The organism is Actinoplanes hulinensis (genome assembly GCF_019429605.1).
GTDB lineage: Bacteria > Actinomycetota > Actinomycetes > Mycobacteriales > Micromonosporaceae > Actinoplanes > Actinoplanes campanulatus.
The window spans coordinates 206,277-222,906 of the sequence record NZ_JAHXZI010000008.1; the positions used below are offsets into that span (position 1 = coordinate 206,277).

13 protein-coding genes are annotated in these 16,630 nt (G+C 71.2%); 5 read left to right on the plus strand and 8 right to left on the minus strand.

The window, feature by feature from the left end; translation table 11 throughout:
• Nucleotides 1-20: 20 nt before the first annotated feature.
• Both KZ829_RS16890 and KZ829_RS16895 read right to left on the minus strand, forming a co-directional pair.
• Nucleotides 21-698: a response regulator transcription factor gene (locus KZ829_RS16890; RefSeq protein WP_220144861.1), complete on the minus strand. Its 678-nt coding sequence runs from the start codon at nucleotides 696-698 to the stop codon at nucleotides 21-23.
• Between the two features lie 81 nt (nucleotides 699-779).
• Entirely contained in the window at nucleotides 780-2,231 is a 1,452-nt protein-coding gene (locus KZ829_RS16895) for an XRE family transcriptional regulator (RefSeq protein WP_220144862.1), read from the minus strand.
• Between the two features lie 128 nt (nucleotides 2,232-2,359).
• Between KZ829_RS16895 and aceA the strand changes: the two genes are divergently transcribed.
• Nucleotides 2,360-3,643 carry an isocitrate lyase gene (gene aceA / locus KZ829_RS16900; protein ID WP_220144863.1) on the plus strand — a complete coding sequence of 428 codons (1,284 nt, stop codon included), beginning with the start codon at nucleotides 2,360-2,362 and terminating at the stop codon, nucleotides 3,641-3,643.
• Between the two features lie 29 nt (nucleotides 3,644-3,672).
• Nucleotides 3,673-5,298, plus strand: a complete 1,626-nt coding sequence (aceB, locus tag KZ829_RS16905) for a malate synthase A (protein ID WP_220144864.1) — start codon at nucleotides 3,673-3,675, stop codon at nucleotides 5,296-5,298.
• A gap of 62 nt (nucleotides 5,299-5,360) precedes the next feature.
• On the opposite strand, the gene KZ829_RS16910 is transcribed toward aceB, so the two are convergent.
• On the minus strand, nucleotides 5,361-5,996 hold the full coding sequence (locus tag KZ829_RS16910) for a 4a-hydroxytetrahydrobiopterin dehydratase (RefSeq protein WP_220144865.1): 636 nt from the start codon (nucleotides 5,994-5,996) through the stop codon (nucleotides 5,361-5,363).
• 628 nt (nucleotides 5,997-6,624) lie between these two features.
• Here KZ829_RS16910 and KZ829_RS16915 point away from each other — a divergent pair.
• Nucleotides 6,625-8,013, plus strand: coding sequence for a sulfatase-like hydrolase/transferase (locus KZ829_RS16915; protein WP_308285521.1), 1,389 nt, complete (start codon nucleotides 6,625-6,627; stop codon nucleotides 8,011-8,013).
• On the opposite strand, the gene KZ829_RS16920 is transcribed toward KZ829_RS16915, so the two are convergent.
• The 4 genes from KZ829_RS16920 to KZ829_RS16935 form a co-directional block, all read right to left on the minus strand.
• Nucleotides 8,004-11,516 carry an NACHT domain-containing protein gene (locus KZ829_RS16920; RefSeq protein WP_220144866.1) on the minus strand — a complete coding sequence of 1,171 codons (3,513 nt, stop codon included), beginning with the start codon at nucleotides 11,514-11,516 and terminating at the stop codon, nucleotides 8,004-8,006. The genes KZ829_RS16915 and KZ829_RS16920 overlap by 10 nt on opposite strands.
• A gap of 170 nt (nucleotides 11,517-11,686) precedes the next feature.
• Nucleotides 11,687-12,406, minus strand: coding sequence for a phosphatase PAP2 family protein (locus KZ829_RS16925; RefSeq protein WP_308285522.1), 720 nt, complete (start codon nucleotides 12,404-12,406; stop codon nucleotides 11,687-11,689).
• A 10-nt stretch (nucleotides 12,407-12,416) separates the two neighbouring features.
• Nucleotides 12,417-13,097, minus strand: coding sequence for a phosphatase PAP2 family protein (locus tag KZ829_RS16930; protein WP_220144867.1), 681 nt, complete (start codon nucleotides 13,095-13,097; stop codon nucleotides 12,417-12,419).
• Between the two features lie 153 nt (nucleotides 13,098-13,250).
• A complete protein-coding gene (locus KZ829_RS16935; protein WP_220144868.1) occupies nucleotides 13,251-14,696 on the minus strand; it encodes an ATP-binding protein in 1,446 nt (481 codons plus the stop codon).
• Between the two features lie 92 nt (nucleotides 14,697-14,788).
• On the opposite strand from KZ829_RS16935, the gene KZ829_RS16940 reads away from it, so the two are divergent.
• Entirely contained in the window at nucleotides 14,789-14,974 is a 186-nt protein-coding gene (locus tag KZ829_RS16940) for an antitoxin (protein ID WP_220144869.1), read from the plus strand.
• Between the two features lie 43 nt (nucleotides 14,975-15,017).
• On the plus strand, nucleotides 15,018-15,575 hold the full coding sequence (locus KZ829_RS16945; RefSeq protein ID WP_220144870.1) for a hypothetical protein: 558 nt from the start codon (nucleotides 15,018-15,020) through the stop codon (nucleotides 15,573-15,575).
• Between the two features lie 61 nt (nucleotides 15,576-15,636).
• Here the strand turns inward: KZ829_RS16945 and KZ829_RS16950 are convergent, their stop codons facing one another.
• The gene (locus KZ829_RS16950) at nucleotides 15,637-16,569 is read right to left on the minus strand and encodes an alpha/beta hydrolase family protein (protein WP_220144871.1); all 933 of its coding nucleotides are present in this window, start codon (nucleotides 16,567-16,569) and stop codon (nucleotides 15,637-15,639) included.
• Between the last annotated feature and the right edge of the window lie 61 nt (nucleotides 16,570-16,630).

Genomic DNA, 16,630 nt, shown 5'->3' on the forward strand with positions numbered 1-16,630 from the left:
CACCCGCAGAGAACCCAGCATCATCGGCCCGGCGCCCGCAACACGTAGCCCTCGCCGCGGCGGGTCTGGATGAGGCGCGGCTCCGAGGTGTCGACCTTGCGCCGCAGATAACTCACATAGGTGTCGACGATGCTGGTGTCGCCGGCGAAGTCGTACCGCCAGACGGCGGCCAGGATCTCGTCCTTGGAGCAGACCCGCCCCGCGTTGGTCATCAGGAAGCGGAGCAGCCGGAACTCGGTCGGCGACAGCCGCACCACGCGCCCGCCGCGGGCGACCTCCTGCCGCTCCGGGTCGAGGGTCAGGTCGGCGACCCCGACCGTGGACTCCCCCGACCGCCGCAGCACCGCGCTGATCCGGGCGATCAGCTCCCGCAGGTGGAACGGCTTGGTCACATAGTCGTCGCCACCGGCGGTCAGCCCGGCGATCTTGTCGTCCGGGGCGTCGCGGGCGCTGAGGAAGAGCACCGGGACCCGCTGGCCCGAGGACCGCATCCGCCGGAGGACCTCGAACCCGTCCATCCCCGGCAGCATGACGTCGAGCAGCACCAGGTCCGGCGTCGGCGGAAGGCAGAGGGCCTCGACGGCATGTGCTCCGCTCGCCGCCGACGTGACCTGGAATCCGGCGAACCGCAGGGCGTCGGAGAGCAGCTCACGAACGGTCGCCTCGTCGTCGACGACCAGCAGCCGATGCCCCGTCATGGCCCCGAGATTACGGTCCACCTACGACATTTCCGCAGCCGTCTGGGAGAACTCTCAGGCACGCGGATCGAGGGGACGCCGCTAGAGGGCACGCCGTTCGAGGAAGTCGTAGACGTCACGGTTGTCGACGCCCGGGAAGGTGCCCGGCGGCAGGGCGGCGAGCAGGTGCGAGTGCACCCGGGCGCTGGGCCAGGCGTTGCCGGACCAGCGGTCCACCAGCTGGACGGGCGGGCGGCGGCAGCAGTCCGGGTCGGGGCAGTGCGAGACGGTGCGCCCGGTGACGTCCCCGCCGCGGAACCAGCGGGAGTGCTCGTACGGCGTGCCGACCGTGACCGAGAACAGTCCGGAGCTGGTCGCCTCCACGTGCACGGTGCACCAGTACGTCCCGGCCGTCGTGTCGGTGAACTGGTAGAACGACGAGTACGGGTCGTCGGCCTCGAACACCGTCCGCGACGCCCACTTGCGGCACACCGGCTGCCCCTCGATCGCGCCGGTCACATCGGACGGGAAGCGCACGTTGTCGTTCTCGTACGCCTTGTAGACGATGCCGCTCTCGTGCACCCGCGCGAAGTGCACCGGGATGCCGAGGTGGTGGGTCGCGAGGTTGGTGAACCGGTGTGCCGCCGTCTCGTAGGACACCCCGAACGCGTCCCGGAAGTCGTCGATGGCCAGCGCCCGGTCGGCTTTGGCCTCGGCCAGGAAGTCGACGGCGAACTTCTCCGGCATGAGCAGCGCCGCCGCGAAGTAGTTGACCTCGACCCGCTGGCGCAGGAAGTCGCCGTAGTCGGCCGGGTCGTTGTGCCCGAGCACGAAGTGGCCGAGCGTCTGGAGCACGACGGCGCGCGGGTCGTGGCCCTTACCGCTGGCCACCTGCGGGAGATAAATTCTGCGGTTCTTCAGATCGGTGACCGACCGGGTGGAGCTGGGCAGGTCGTTGACGTAGTGCAGGGTGAAGCCGATCTGGGCGGCGATGTCGAGGATGCCACGCTGCGACAGCGGGCCGGTCGTGTGCCGTACCGATTGGAGGACCCGCGCCGCCGCCTGCTCGATCTCGGCGAAGTAGTTGTCGCGCCGGCGCATGTCGGCGCGCAGCTGCGCGTTGGCGCGCCGCGCCACCTCGGGTGTGGCGGTCTGTTCGGTGAGCACCCGGTTGAGCTCGCGGTGCATGCCGATGAGCGATTCCAGCGCGTCGGCCGGCAGCCGTCGCCCGGCGCGCACCACCGGCAGGCCGAGGGCCTGGTAGGCCGGGTTCTGCTGGAAGTGGGCCAGCTCGATCTCCAGCCCGGCGCGCCGGCTCGGCGCCTCCGGGCGGAGAAGATCCTGCATCGGTACGCCGAGAGCGCCCGCGATCGCCTGGAGCACCGAGAGTTTGGGCTCCCGCTTCCCGTTCTCGATCAGCGACAGCTGGGAGGGCGCCCGCCCGACGGCGTCGCTCAGCTGGTCGAGCGTCATGCCACGGGTGCGGCGCAGATGGCGCAGGCGCTGACCCAGCGTCACCAGGTCTACGGAGGGGTCGGAAGGTGAAGCGGTCACGGGTTTCACACTAACAGAATTTCTTCACTTCTTTCCGCAAGAAGAGTCTTCAAAGGGGCTGGTGCGATCCGTGAGAGTGAAGTTCTTCCACGAGGAAGAACGCGACAGGGCACGAAAGGGATTTTCTGATGACTGAGTTCGAGAACCGGGGCGGTACCGCTGAGGACCTCACCCGGGAGTGGGCCAACAACCCCCGCTGGGCCGGCATCAAGCGTGACTACACCGCGCAGGACGTCGTGAAGCTGCGGGGCACCCTGCAGGAGCGGCACACCCTGGCCGAGCGCGGCGCCGCCAAGCTGTGGGAGCTGCTCCACACCGAGGACTACATCAACGCCCTCGGCTCGCTGACCGGTGGCCAGGCGACCCAGATGGTGCGCGCCGGCCTCAAGGCGATCTACCTGTCCGGCTGGCAGGTCGCCGCGGACGCGAACCTCTCCGGCCACACCTACCCGGACCAGTCGCTCTACCCGGCGAACTCGGTGCCCGCGGTGGTCCGGCGGATCAACAACGCGCTGCTGCGCGCCGACCAGATCGACACCTCGAACGGCCGGTACGAGCGCGACTGGTTCGCCCCGATCGTCGCCGACGCGGAGGCCGGCTTCGGTGGCCCGCTCAACGCGTTCGAGCTGATGAAGGGCATGATCGCGGCCGGCGCCGCCGGTGTGCACTGGGAGGACCAGCTCGCCAGCGAGAAGAAGTGCGGCCACCTCGGCGGCAAGGTGCTGATCCCGACCCAGCAGCACGTCCGTACGCTGAACGCCGCTCGCCTCGCGGCCGACGTGGCCGGCGTGCCGACGCTGGTCATCGCCCGCACCGACGCCCTCGCGGCCGACCTGCTGACCACCGACGTCGACCCCCGTGACCAGCCGTTCGTGACCGGCGAGCGCACCTCCGAGGGCTTCTTCCGGGTCACCCCGGGCGACGACGCCGCGATCGCCCGCGGTATCGCCTACGCCGACTACGCCGACATGCTGTGGGTCGAGACCGGCAAGCCGGACCTCGAGTTCGCCCGCAAGTTCGCCGAGGCCGTGCACGCCAAGCACCCGGGCAAGCTGCTGTCGTACAACTGCTCGCCGTCGTTCAACTGGAAGAAGCACCTGGACGACGACACCATCGCGCGTTTCCAGAAGGAGCTCGGCGCGATGGGCTACAAGTTCCAGTTCGTCACGCTGGCCGGCTTCCACGCTCTCAACCACTCGATGTTCGAGCTGGCCAAGGGCTACTCCACGACCGGCATGAGCGCCTACGTGAAGCTCCAGGAGGCCGAGTTCGCGGCCGAGGCCGACGGCTACACCGCCACCAAGCACCAGGCCGAGGTCGGCACCGGCTACTTCGACGCCGTCTCCACCGCTCTCAACCCGGACAGCTCCACCACGGCGCTGTCGGGTTCCACCGAGGCCGAGCAGTTCTGACAAGCGACAGCGACAGGTAGGTAGAGACAATGGGCGCCGAAGAGATCACCATCACCGGTACGACCGCTGGCCGTTACTCCGAGATCCTGACCGCTGAGGCCGTCGAGTTCATCGTGGCACTTGACCGCGAGTTCGGCGCCCGCCGGGTTCAGCTGCTGGAGCGCCGCCGGCGCCGCCGGGCCACCCGTACCACCGACCTGGACTTCCTCACCTCGACGCAGCACGTCCGGGACGACCTGTCCTGGCAGGTCGCCCCGGCGGCTGCGGACCTCACCGACCGGCGGGTCGAGATCACCGGCCCGCCGGAGCGGAAGATGACCATCAACGCCCTCAACTCGGGCGCCAAGGTCTGGATGGCCGACTTCGAGGACGCGACGTCGCCCACCTGGGACAACGTGATCCTCGGACAGCTCAACCTGCGTGACGCGCTGGACGGCGTGCTCGACTTCACCGCCGCCGACGGTCGTCTCTACGAGGTTGGGGAGAAGACCCCGACGATCATGGTCCGGCCGCGGGGCTGGCACCTGCCGGAGTGCCACCTGCGCATCGGCGGCCGGGCCGTCTCGGCCTCGCTGTTCGACTTCGGTCTCTACCTGTTCCACTGCGGGCGCAGGCAGATCGACCGGGGCAGCGGACCGTACTTCTACCTGCCGAAGCTGGAGTCGCACCTGGAGGCCCGCCTCTGGAACGACGTCTTCGTCTTCGCGCAGGAGTACCTCGGCATCCCGCGCGGCACGATCCGGGCCACCGTCCTGATCGAGACGATCAACGCGGCGTTCGAGATGGAAGAGATCCTGTACGAGCTGCGCGAGCACTCGGCCGGCCTGAACGCGGGCCGCTGGGACTACCTGTTCAGCATGATCAAGAACCGTCCGGACGTGGTCCTGCCCGAGCGTTCGCAGGTCACCATGACCGCGCCGTTCATGCGGGCCTACACCGAACTGCTGGTCCGTACGTGCCACAAGCGCGGCGCCCACGCGATCGGCGGGATGGCCGCGGTCGTCCCGAGCCGTGACCCGGTCGCCGCGAAGCGGGCCCTCAACCAGGTGCGCCAGGACAAGCGGCGCGAGGTCGGCGACGGTTTCGACGGCTCCTGGGTCGCGCACCCGGGCCTCGTCGAGACCTGCCGTGAGGTGTTCGACCAGTGGCTCGGCGACGAGCCGCACCAGATCGTGCGCAAGCGCGAGGACGTGCGGGTCACCGCCGCGGAACTGCTGGACGTCAAGTCCGCCGCGGTCTCGGTCAGCGAGGTCGCGCTGCGCAACAACGTGAGTGTCGCGCTGCGGTACATCGCGGCGTGGCTGGGCGGCCGGGGCGCGGTGGCGCTCGGCGGCCTGATGGAGGACGCGGCGACCGCCGAGATCTGCCGGGCCCAGCTCTGGCAGTGGATCTCGTCGGGCACCCCGACCGATTACGGTGTGCCGGTCACGGCCACCCTGGTCACCCGGATGCTGCGTGAGGAACTCGACGTGCTCAGCGAGACCGGCGCCCTGGACGAGGAAGGGGCCCGCTGCTTCGGCCAGGCCCGGACGCTGCTCTCGGTGCTGCTCACCGAGCGAACCTGCCCGGAGTTCCTGACCCTGCCGGCCTACCTTCGGCACCTGTCCGGTGGGACGGCGGCTCCGGTCACCGATCAGGCTCCTGTCGCGGCCTGATCGGTGCAGGGCGGGGCGGGGATGGTCTCGGTCCATCCCCGCCCCGTCGTTCCACTTCTGCTCTACCCCCGGTCCTGCCAGGTGCAGAGGCAGACCTTGTTGCCCTCCGGGTCGGCCAGCACCCAGAAGCTCGGCGCCTCGGCGTCACTGACCAGGGTGCCGCCGGCCGCCAGCGCCCGGTCGATCCGCGGCCGCACCTCGGACGGGTCGACCCACAGGTCCGGGTGCCAGCGCTGGCGCGGCTCCTCGTCGCCGGAGCGCTGGAACCAGATGGTCGGCAGCTTCCCGGCCGGGTCCTTGAGCTCGTCGCCGTCGTGCGGATAGCCGAGCACCGCCTCCCAGAACCCCACCCGCTCCGGGGACGGGGTGTCGAGGGCCATCTCCAGCACGGTCAGCCCGGTCGCGTCCACGGTCACCCCGGCCGAGTCGGCCAGCTCGCTGATCGTCGCCGCGAGCCGTAGGTCCCGCCCGGTCACCGCGCCCACGTCGTGGCTGCTCAGCACCACGTCCAGATAGGTGTACCGCAGATCCAGGCCGGGATGGTGGTCGGCCGCCTCCGCCGCCGCGCCGATCGTGTTCACCAGTGCCAGCCCGGTCGCGAAGTCGCCGGTCCGCAGCCGGGTCCGCAGCGCCCCGAGCAGATAGACCCACCCCTGCGGCGCCCGTTCGGTGATCTCGCGCCCACTCAGCTTCGTCATGGTCCTCATGCTTCCATCGCATACCGTGATCCGGTGCTCGACGGGATGGACGACATCGACTGGTTCGCGCTGGACGGCGCCTACGGCCCGTGCACCGAGGCCCCGGACATCCTGCGCGCCATCGCCTCCCCCGATCCGGTGAAGGCCGGCGAGGGCCGCTACCGGAATGCTCCCAATCGGCGGTGGCCGGCCTGCTGCCGACGACCTGTTCCGCCGCCGCCTCCGCACCACGATCCGCACCCTGACTCCATAACCGGCTGGCTCCCAGAGCGGTCTCAACACGGTTGAGACACCCTGACTCTGCTGGCTAATTGATTGCCACCCACCCCTGTGACCCGCGAATCAGGCCGGGCCACACGCAAACGGGCTCCGTGATCGCTCACCCACGTGATAGCGGCAGCTCCGGCACACGGGCAGCACAACGTGAGCGCCAACCGGCCCGGGACGCGGGCAGTACAGGGAGAGCGCCTACCCGATCCGGGCACGGAGCGCGGGCGTGAAATCAGTTCGCCGGCAGGGTCACCCTGGGAGCCAGCCGCAAAGGGCCCACTTCCCGCATCTCGGTAACACCTTTAATCCTATCGCGCCCATGGATATTGTCGGGCTTCCTCGATTTCCTGGAGACGACGTGACCCACCGTGGGACCAGTCGGCGAGGCGTGTTCGGCGCGCTCGCCGGCGCCGCCGCCGCGACCGCCATTCCCGCTGAGGCCGCCGCCGCGGAGCGTGCCTTCCAGGCCGCGCCGGGTCGGTCGAAGCGGCCGAACATCCTGTTCATCCTGGCCGACGACCTGGGCTGGGGTGACCTGAGCAGCTACGGCTCGCCGCTGATCAGGACGCCGAACCTGGACCGGCTGGCGCGCGGCGGGGTGCGGTTCACCAACGGGTACTCGGCGGGTGCGGTCTGCTCGCCGACCCGGGTGGCGCTCTACACCGGACGGTTCCCGGGGCGCACGCCCGGCGGCCTGCCCGAGCCGATCGGCGCCGCGAACGCCACCGACGGCATCCCGGCCACCCACCCGACGCTGCCGTCGCTGCTGAGGGCGTCCGGCTACGCCACCGCGCTGATCGGCAAGTGGCACGGCGGGTTCCTGCCGCACTTCGGTCCGCTGCGCAGCGGCTTCGACGAATTCTTCGGCAACTACTCAGGTGGTGTCGACTACTACTCGAAGTACAGCCACACCGGGAAGTACGACCTGTACGAGGGTGAGACGCCGGCCGAGGACGACGGCCGCTACTACACCGACGTCATCGCCGACCGGGCCGAGGCATTCGTGCGGCGGCCGCACGACAGGCCGTGGCTGCTGCACCTCAACTTCACCAGCCCGCACTGGCCGTGGGAGGCGCCCGGCGACCGCGCGGTCAGCGACGAGATCACCGCCAGGATCAGGGCCGGTGACATCCGGGCGATCTTCCACGAGGACGGTGGCTCGCTGGAGACGTACACGAGGATGGTGGAGAACCTGGACCAGCGGATCGGGCAGGTGCTCGACGCGCTGCGCCGGACCGGCCAGGAACGTGACACCCTGGTGATCTTCCAGAGCGACAACGGCGGGGAGCGGTTCTCCTACAACTGGCCGCTGTCCGGCAACAAGGCGAGCCTCAACGAGGGCGGCATCCGGGTGCCCACCATCGTCCGGTGGCCGGCCCGCATCCGCTCCGGGCAGGTCAGCCACGAGCCGATCGTCACCCACGACTGGACCGCCACGCTGCTGGAGATCGCCGGCGCCGAACCGCACCCGGACTACCCGCTCGACGGCGCCAGCTTCGCGGGCTACCTGCTGCGCGGGGCTTCGGCGCCCGAGCGCGATCTCTTCTGGCGTACGCGTAGCGCCCGGGCTCTGCGCCGCGGCCGCTACAAGTACCTCCGGGCGACCGCGACCGGGGCCGACGCCCTCTACGACGTGGAAGCCGACCCGCGCGAGCAGGCCAACCTGGCGGTGAGGAGGCCGGAACTGGTCGCCGAACTGCGCACCCGCTGGGAGGAGCTCGACGCGCCACAGTTGCGCTACAACTGACCGGCCCGGACGCGGCTCATGCGGCCTATCACCTCGATCAATGACCGACGATCCTGTACGACCGGGTCGTTGTGGGCGGCGAGGGTGGCCACCGCCAGGGCCGCTCCCCCGGTCTCGCTCAGCCGGCCAGCGGCGAGCAACAGCCAGTGCAGGGGCGCATGCCTACGGGTCAGCACCAGGGACCAGATCCGCTGAGCCGCGTTGACGTGGCCGGCCGCCGCGAGGTGGTCGGCCACCCCCATCCGCTCGCCGGTGCCGCCGTCGCGATCGGTGAGGGCCTTCACCACGAGATCCGCTCCCGGCTCACCGTGGACCAGGACGATCGTCCTGGCGATCGCCAGGACCTCGGTGTAATGGAGAACCGGAAGATCGATCAACCCACTGGTCATGCGGTCCGCCTCGTCGAGGTGGCCCCTGACAGCGAATGCGTAAGCCACCTGGGCACGTGCCTGGACCGGCATACCGGACAGGCGGTCGAGAGCGGCGGTGATCCGTCCGGCCTCCTCCGGTCCGCCGGCGGCCAGCCAGGTCTCGAAGCATTCGGCGGCCTCCCAGTTGTTCTGCATCAGGGTCGGCAGGCTGTCCCGGGCGATCCCGATCGCGGCCTCCGGGAAGCCGGCGTCGGCAAGCACCTCCACCAGGTTCCCGATCCACCTGGTCCGGCCCGTTCCCCGGCCGCGGATCGCCGCGAGGACCTCGTCCAGGCCGGTGCCTCCCTTCGCCGCCAGCCAGGCTCCAGCGGCCAGACCGACGGCGTACGCATCGGCGCCGAGGTCCGCGATCGCCTCCCGTGCCAGGTCGATGGTTTCCGCCTCGCAGCCCGCATCGGCCAGCCCACGGATCGCGTGGGCACGCGATCCAGGGTCGCCATACCGGCGGATCAGCGCCACGGCCTCGGGCAGACGCCGGTCTCCGGGACGCAGGCAGGACGCGAGCAACGGCTGCACCTGGTTTCCGAGCTCGGACAGTTCGGTGAGCACCGTTACGGCCAGGTCACCGGCCTCGTCGAGCCGGCCGATCCGGGCGAGGCATTCCGCGACGACGGCACGCTGGCGAGCGGACAGCGGCGTGGTCAGCAGGCCCGCGATCGCGGCGGTCCGCTCGTCGCCCTCGGGCAGCCCGGTCAACCAGGTCTGAAGAGCGGACCGGAGGCTCTCGGCATCGAGGCGCCCACCGAGAACCGCCTCGCGGGCCACACGGACGGCCGTCCCCGCGCCACCGAGTTCAAACAGCTCCGCAGCGGCCTGGACCCGGTCGATGGGCTGGACGCCCGGTTCCCCGCACAGCCGCTCCAGCAGGATCCGGCTCAGCCGCCCGGAAGGTTCCAGCGCGATCGCGGCCCGGGCGGCCTCCAGCAGGTCCATACCGCGCAGCGCCGGGGCCAGCGCCTCCAGCCGTTCCAGCGCCTGCCCGGGGTCGGACACCCGGCCCAGCGCCCGTAACGCCGCTATCCGCAAGGGTTCGGGCAGTCTCGGCTCGGCGGCCAGGCCGGTGAGGCGCTCGATGACCGCCGGGTCGTCGACGAATCCCGCCAGGACCTCGACGATCGCATCGACCTCGACCGGCGCCAACGGGAACATGCCGAGGGGGTCGAGGTCGGTGCCCAGCTCCTCACGGATCGTGTGGAACAGGGCGAGCGCGAAAAGCCGGTCCCGCACACGCCGCCTGATCTCCGGCGCGCCACCCGTCTCCGCGAGCAGCCGGCCGGCCAGCAGAGCCCGCTGGGGATCGCCGAGCAGCAGCGGCTCGATGACGCGGGTGACGTCGTGGGACGGCTCCCGGCACCAGCGGGCGAACAGGAACAGCACGAACTCACGTTCGGCCGGCCGCAGCCCTTTGGCGATCCACTCGCCCAGGCCGGTGAACTCGGGCCCGACGCGGGTGGCGTGCTCCTCGGCGGCCAGGAACTCGGCGAACGAGTGGTGCGGGAACCGCAGCCGGTCACCCTCGTACAGCAGCAGGCCGGAGCCGACGAGGACGGCCCGGACGTCGTCCTCCCATCCGGCGGGCGGCCGCTCGGCCGCCGGCGCGTGCTCGGTGATCCACTCCAGGGCCGCCTCGATCAGGGGCCGTTCGCTGTCCAGGCGGACCGCGCCGAGATGACGCAGGAGCATCCGCCTGCGGTCGTAGATCCACTCGGCGAAGCGGAGGCGGGCCGGGCGCCCGGCGTACACCCGGCGCAGTTCGGCGACGGTGTGCCGGCCGCTGGTGTCGTCGTCGAGCAGGTGGTCGAGGAACCGCTCGTAGAGGTCGAGCCGGCCGCTGGGGAGCGGACGGTCCGGGTACCGGGTGTAGGTGATCGCCGCGATGGTGGCCAGCAGCGGATTCCGGACGAGCTCCCGCAGCCGCCCGTCGGCGGTCTGGTGCAGAAACCGGGCCGCGTCGTGTTCGGGTCGCTCCGCCCCCTGGGCGCCGAACCACTTCTCCGCGAAGGTCCGTAGCTCGTCACGCCCGAACAGTTCCACCGAATAGGTCTCGACGTGCTGGGTCCGCAGCGGACCGAACTCGGTGTCCGGCAGCTGCCTGGTGGTCACCACGATGCGGTAGTCGCCACCGGGACGGCATCGCGCGGCCAGGGCCTGGATCACCTCGTTGCGGGCGGACCGGTCCACGATCTCGTCCAGACCGTCCACGATGACCAGCCAGCGGATCCCGAACGGCCGTCGCTCGAACTGGGCCGCCTGCGGTTCGGAGACCAGGCGCAGCCCGAGCGCCGACTGCACGGCCGAGGCCAGCCCGGCGGTCCAGGAGCGGGCCCCGACGAGGGTGCGCGCCGGAATGCGCAGCGGGACGACCGGCTCGCTGACCGGCGGCTTCTCCCCGTTCCACTGCCGAAGCCAGAGCCGGGACAACTGCAACGTCAGGTACTGGCCGAACGTCGACTTCCCGGCCCCCGGCTCCCCGGTGATGACCAGGTGTTCGTGACGGTCGAGGGCCTCGGTGATCGGGATCGGCTTCTCGCCGCCGGTGTCGGCGCGCTCCCGGTCCGCGCCGTCGGCACGCGCCTCCTTGCGGTCGGCCTTCGCGGTCACCGGCTGCGTCCTCGCCCGCTGCCGGACGTAGACGGCCGACACCGGCGGGGGTTCCACCCCGAGCAACTGGTACGGCAGCAGGTCGACCGCCTGCGCCTGAGCTTCGAGGATGTCCTGCAACGCGGCGGGCGGCCACGGCAGCCGGTCCCAGGAGTCCACGGCCGGGGATCCCCGGTCCCGGCCGGCGGCCGACTGCCGCTCGATGGCCTGTTTGGCCCGCCACCACAGTGGGTCGACCTCGTCGGGGCCGCGGCCCAGCGCCACGGCCAGTGCCCGGCAGGAGTCGAGGGCGAGGAAGCGGTTGCCGTTCGCGAAGCCGTAGACCAGGTTCTTGTCGAACGGGTGGCGCTGCACGAACGCGTTGACGCTTCCGTAGCCCGCCTCGGTGAGGGCCTGCCGGAACCAGGCGGCGATCTCCTCCAGCTCCGGGTGGGCGCGGGCGCCCGGCCGTGCGGGGCGTCCTCCCGGCATGGGCACTCCCGACCTCGGTTTCCGCGAGTTTCCCGAGCGTATCGAGAAACTTCCCGGCCCCGCCATGCTCGTGGCGGAGCCGAGGAAGGAAGTGGTGGAGCGATGAGCCTGATGGAGACACTGGTGGCCCTCGCCGGACCGGCGGCGACCGTCGCGGCGGCCTGGCTGAGTTACCGCGCCGCCGCTCCGGAACGGAAGCCGAGGCGGCGGCCGGCTTCCCCGCCCGCCGCCGACGACGGCCGCCAGCGGACGCGGCGGTCGAGGACCGCGCGGGACATGACGTAGACGCAGGTGCAGCCGTTCACGAAGGCGGCGGCGACGTCGCTGGGGTGGTGCATGCCGCGGTACATGCGGGCCAGCGCCACCCCGGCCGGGACCAGCACGAGCGCCCAGCACAGGGCCTTCAGCCAGGTACGCCGGACGAGGACCGCGAGCAGCACCGCCAGGCCCAGGTAGAGGGCGACGGCGGCCGAGGTGTGCCCGGACGGGAAGCTGGAGGTGGGTGGCGACTCGTCCATCCGGGGCACGTCCGGCCGGGGCCGGTCGATGGCGACCGTGGTGAAGTAGAAGACCAGCGCCTGGGCGGTCACCGCGAGGCAGAGGAAGAGCGGCTCACGGACCCGGCGCAGGGTGAGCGCGAGCACGAGCGCGGCCACCGCTGTCACGCCGATGATCCGGGGCGTGTCGGCGATGCCGCTGGCCAGGTGTGACACGTCGCTGAGCGTCTCGGTGCGATGCCCGGCGAAGTACCGGTTCACCCCGTCCTCGACGGTCAGCGGCCAGAGGTGGGTGGCCGCGCGGGTCAGCAGCACCCCGAGTCCGATCATGACGGCCAGCAGGGCGGCGATCGGAAGCAGCACCCGCTTGAGGGCTTGTACGGCTATCGGCACGGCCGTTGCGTTACCCCGTCGGGCCACTCCGGACACCCACCCGCCGGCGAGGACGGGCGCCGATCCGCCGGAAGACGAGCAGGGTGATCGCCGGGACGACCGCGCCGAGAAGGAGACCGGCCACCACGTCGCTGGTCCAGTGCACACCGAGGACCACCCGGCTGACCGCGGTGCCCACCGGGATCAACACGGCCGCCACCCACAGGGCCCGGACGTGCGGGAAGATCACCACGAAGACGGCCATGCCGACGGCGGCGTTGAGGGCGTGGCCGGACGGGAAGGCGTACCCGACGGCCCGCGCCACCGGCTCCAGCAGGTCCGGGCGGTCCCGGCCGACCAGCAGTTTGATCCCGCCGCCGAGCAGCCCGCCGACGGCCGTCGTGACGGCCACCCAGACGGCCGGCCGGCGGGCGCCGCGGCGGACCAGCCAGATCACCAGCAGCAGCGCGGCCAGCCGGAACACGTTCGGCTGGAAGACGTTCGTCCACCAGGTCATCGCGGTGGTCAGGGCCGGGCTGTCCAGGGCGGCCTCGTGCAGCCGGTCGGTGACCGACCGGTCGAACGCGTGCAGCGGCTCCCAGCCGCCCACCACCAGGGCGGCGAGCAGGGCGAACGGGACGAGCGGGAGAACGGCGACGGTGGCCGCCACCCCCGCCCGCGCTTCTAGGAAGATCTCCTGGTCCGGCTGCATGGCGAGTCATTACCCCACAGCTCGCCTGGATAGCACCTGTGGGGCCTTGAGCGTGACCGTCCACGTCAGCCCGGCGGGCGCGCCGCGGCCGTGCGCCGGCAGCGCCTCGCGGGTCGCCCACGGCAGAGCGCGTAGCCCGTACCAGAAAATGATCTAGGAATGACCCCGCAGATCCCGGACCGAGGTGATCAGCTCCTCCTGGGAGATCGGGGTGACCGGGCCGCCGCGCGCCTCCTGCATGGCCTTGCCGAGCTGCAGGCGGCGCAGCACCTCCTTGATGTCGGCGCCGGTCATGCCGGTGCTGGCGACGGCCAGCGCGTTCAGGTCGAGGTCGTCGGCGAACATCCGGAAGCCGGGGGTCTCGTGGGCGGTGATCAGGCCGCGGATCATCTTGCGGAAGATCTCGGCACGGCTCGCCTCGTCCGGGCGCGGGATGTTCAGCTTCACGTCGAAGCGGCCGGACCGGGTCAGCGACTCGTCGACCCGGTGCGGGAAGTTGGTGGTGGCCACCACGATGATGTTCGGGTTCTCCTCGATCAGGTCGTTCATCTCCTGCTTGAAGATGCCGGCCACGGCGTTGAGCGCCTGGCTCGCCGCGTCCCCGCCGGCGCCCGCGTAGCTGACGATCGAGTCGAACTCGTCGAAGAGCATCACCGTCGCGGTGCGGTAGCGGCGCGCGTCGCGGAAGATCTGCTTGATGTTGCGCTCCGAGCCGCCGAGCCACTTGTCCAGGATCTCCGGGGTGCGGATCTCCCGGAAGTCGGCGCCGATCTCGTTGGCCAGCGCCCGCGACAGCATGGTCTTGCCGGTGCCGGGCGGGCCGTACATGAGGATGCCCTGCGGACGGCGGGCGCCCCACCGGGCCATCGCCTCCGGATGCCGGAACGAGATCGCGATCTGGCGCAGCTCGGCGACCACGTCGGTCAGGCCGCCGACCATGTCCAGCGTGACCGTCTCGGTGGTCGGTGGCGCCTTCGGCACCGCCTCCCGGCTGATCACGAAACGCCGCCCGTCGAGCGAGCCCGGCCCGGCCAGGTCGGTGACGGCCTGGAGGGTGAGGGTGACGAAGGCGCGCAGGTGGGCCGGGGTGACCTCGTCGCGCGGCACCCGCGCCTCGACGCGGGCCACGGTGCCGTCCGCCTCGTAGGTGACGGCCGCTTCGAGACCGGCGGCGGCGTCGGCGAGGACTTCCGGTTCGCGCTCGGCCGGTTTCTCCAGACCCAGTTTCCGGTACGCCGCGGCGGCTGCCGTCCCGACGCCGTCGACCAGCCTCGTGACCACCTGGTCGCCGGCCGCGATCCGGCGGGCCAGCAGCGGGCCCAGCGGGTCGATGCTCAGCACGATGCCGCGCATCCGGCGCTCGGTGGCCAGCGGGGTGCTGAGGGTGGTGATCCGGGCGGTGAAGACGTGGTCGGCGGCGTCGGCCGCGACGGTCAGGTCGACCCGCTGGACCGGGACCGGCCAGGCGGCCCGGCGCAGCGGCTCCACCGGGTTGACCCGCGCGGCGGCGAGCAGGGTGACCGCGTCGACCAGCTCGACGGTCGCGCCGGCGAACTCGAACGTCTCGGTACGCGGCCGTGCGAAGCTCGCGTCGGTCATGGTGTCCTCCGGTCGGGTATCCAGGCACGACCATCCCAGCGTGCCACGGTGACGCACGGTTTGGCCCGTCACCGAGCGGGCATGCGGCTGGCATGACTGACTTCCTCGACAAGGCCAAGAAGCTCGCCGACCAGCACGACGAGCAGGTGGATCAAGGCCTGGAGAAGGCCGGCGACCAGATCGACGAGCGGACCGGGAACAGATACTCGGACCAGATCGACCGGGGTGTCGACGAGGCCCAGAAACGCACCGGGGAGGGGGACACCGTTCCGCGTTGATGACGGCGGTGACGGGGGCGGGCCGGGGTGGCAGGATGGCGGCATGCTGGTCGTGTTCGCGCACAGCAGCACCGGGCCGACCGTCGCCACCGTGCACCGGGCCGATGGGGTGGTCATGCAACTGCCCGGGTACGACCGGAGATATCGGGTACCGCACGACCTGGCACACTTCGCGACCGAGCGGGCCCTCGACATGGCCGGCGGCGTGTTCGGTTCGATCGCGGCCGGCGCCGTCTTCGCCAACATGCGCCTGGTCAGCGGCCGGCCCCGGCATGACGCGCCGGCCCGCAGCAAGCGGATCCTCGAAGCCAACAAGCAGACGCTCGGTCTGGCCGAGGTGCTGGCCGGGGTGATTCATCAGGTGGTCGAGACCGGCGACACGGCCCCGGCCGCCCCGATGGTCCGCGACGCCTACGCGGTGCTGGATCCGGGCGGGTTCCCGTGGAGCGACGACCAGGTCGGCGCGGCGGTCCGTGATCTGACCGAGCTGACCGCCGAGTGGGAGGCGCAGGGGACACTCCGCGTCACCTGGCCGGACCATCTGATCGCCGCCTCTCCCCCGCCCCGCGGGATCCGGCGCGGCCGCCGCGGCCGCACCTGACGCGACGGGCGCAGGGGAAGGCGGGCGTCGGCGCTGACGCCCGGCCTCGGCGTGCGGGGGCCTACTTGACGTAGGTGACGGTGACGTTCGGGTCGGCGGCGTCGCCGGTGGTGTAGACGTACTTCTTGGCCGCGCTGTCGCCGGTCTGGGCCAGCAGCCACTGGGCCGACCAGCGGGCGATCGTCTCGACGCCGGTCGCCTGGTCGAGGGTCTGGGCGGACGGGTCGGGGGCGGCGCCGGCCGGGTTCTGGCCGTCGGTGACGCCGTAGTGGTTGGCGCCGGTCAGGGAGATGAACGCCTTGGGTGTGCCGGCGGTCAGGTGGTAGGTGGTCTCGCCCTCGGACGGGCTGGCGACGCCGTCGGCCAGGCCCTGGATGTAGCCGACCGGGACGGTGTTGAGGACCGGCAGGACGAGCTCGGTGCCGGGCAGCACGTTGTTGCCGCCGTAGGTGACGACCGCCTCGAGCTCGCTCGGCGCGGTGTTCGCGATCGTGCAGAACGGGATGACGCAGAGGCCGGTGCTGACGCTGAGCGCGGTGGCCGCGCCGAACGAGTGTCCGGAGAGGACCAGCGTGTTCTCGTCGATCCGCTTGTAGAGCGGGGAGGCGGGGTTGTCGTCCTCGGCCTCGGCCCAGTCGACGGTCCAGCCGGCCTGGGCGCCCTCGGGGTAGAGGCCGCTCACACCGAACAGGCTGCGGGTGTGGTTGGGGACGGCGACGACGAACCCGTACGAGGCGAGGATCCCCGCGTACTCCGAGTAGTTCGCCTTGTCGACGTTGGCGCCCTGGAGGAAGAGCGCGACCGGCAGCCGGGTGCCGGTCGTCGGGTAGTAGACGTCGGCGCTGTCGCCGTTGATCGTCGTCGTGTAGCTCGCGACCGCGGTTGCGGTCACAAACGCGGCCGCGGGGGCCGGCGCGGAAAGCGTCGCGGCAAGGAGGGCGGCCGAGGCCACCACCGCCTGCCGTTTCCAAGAACGGAACAGTGTCACATTCATGGATACGGACTATGTCGATCGATCGATGCGCCGTCAAGAGCCGGAACCTGTGGATTGGCCG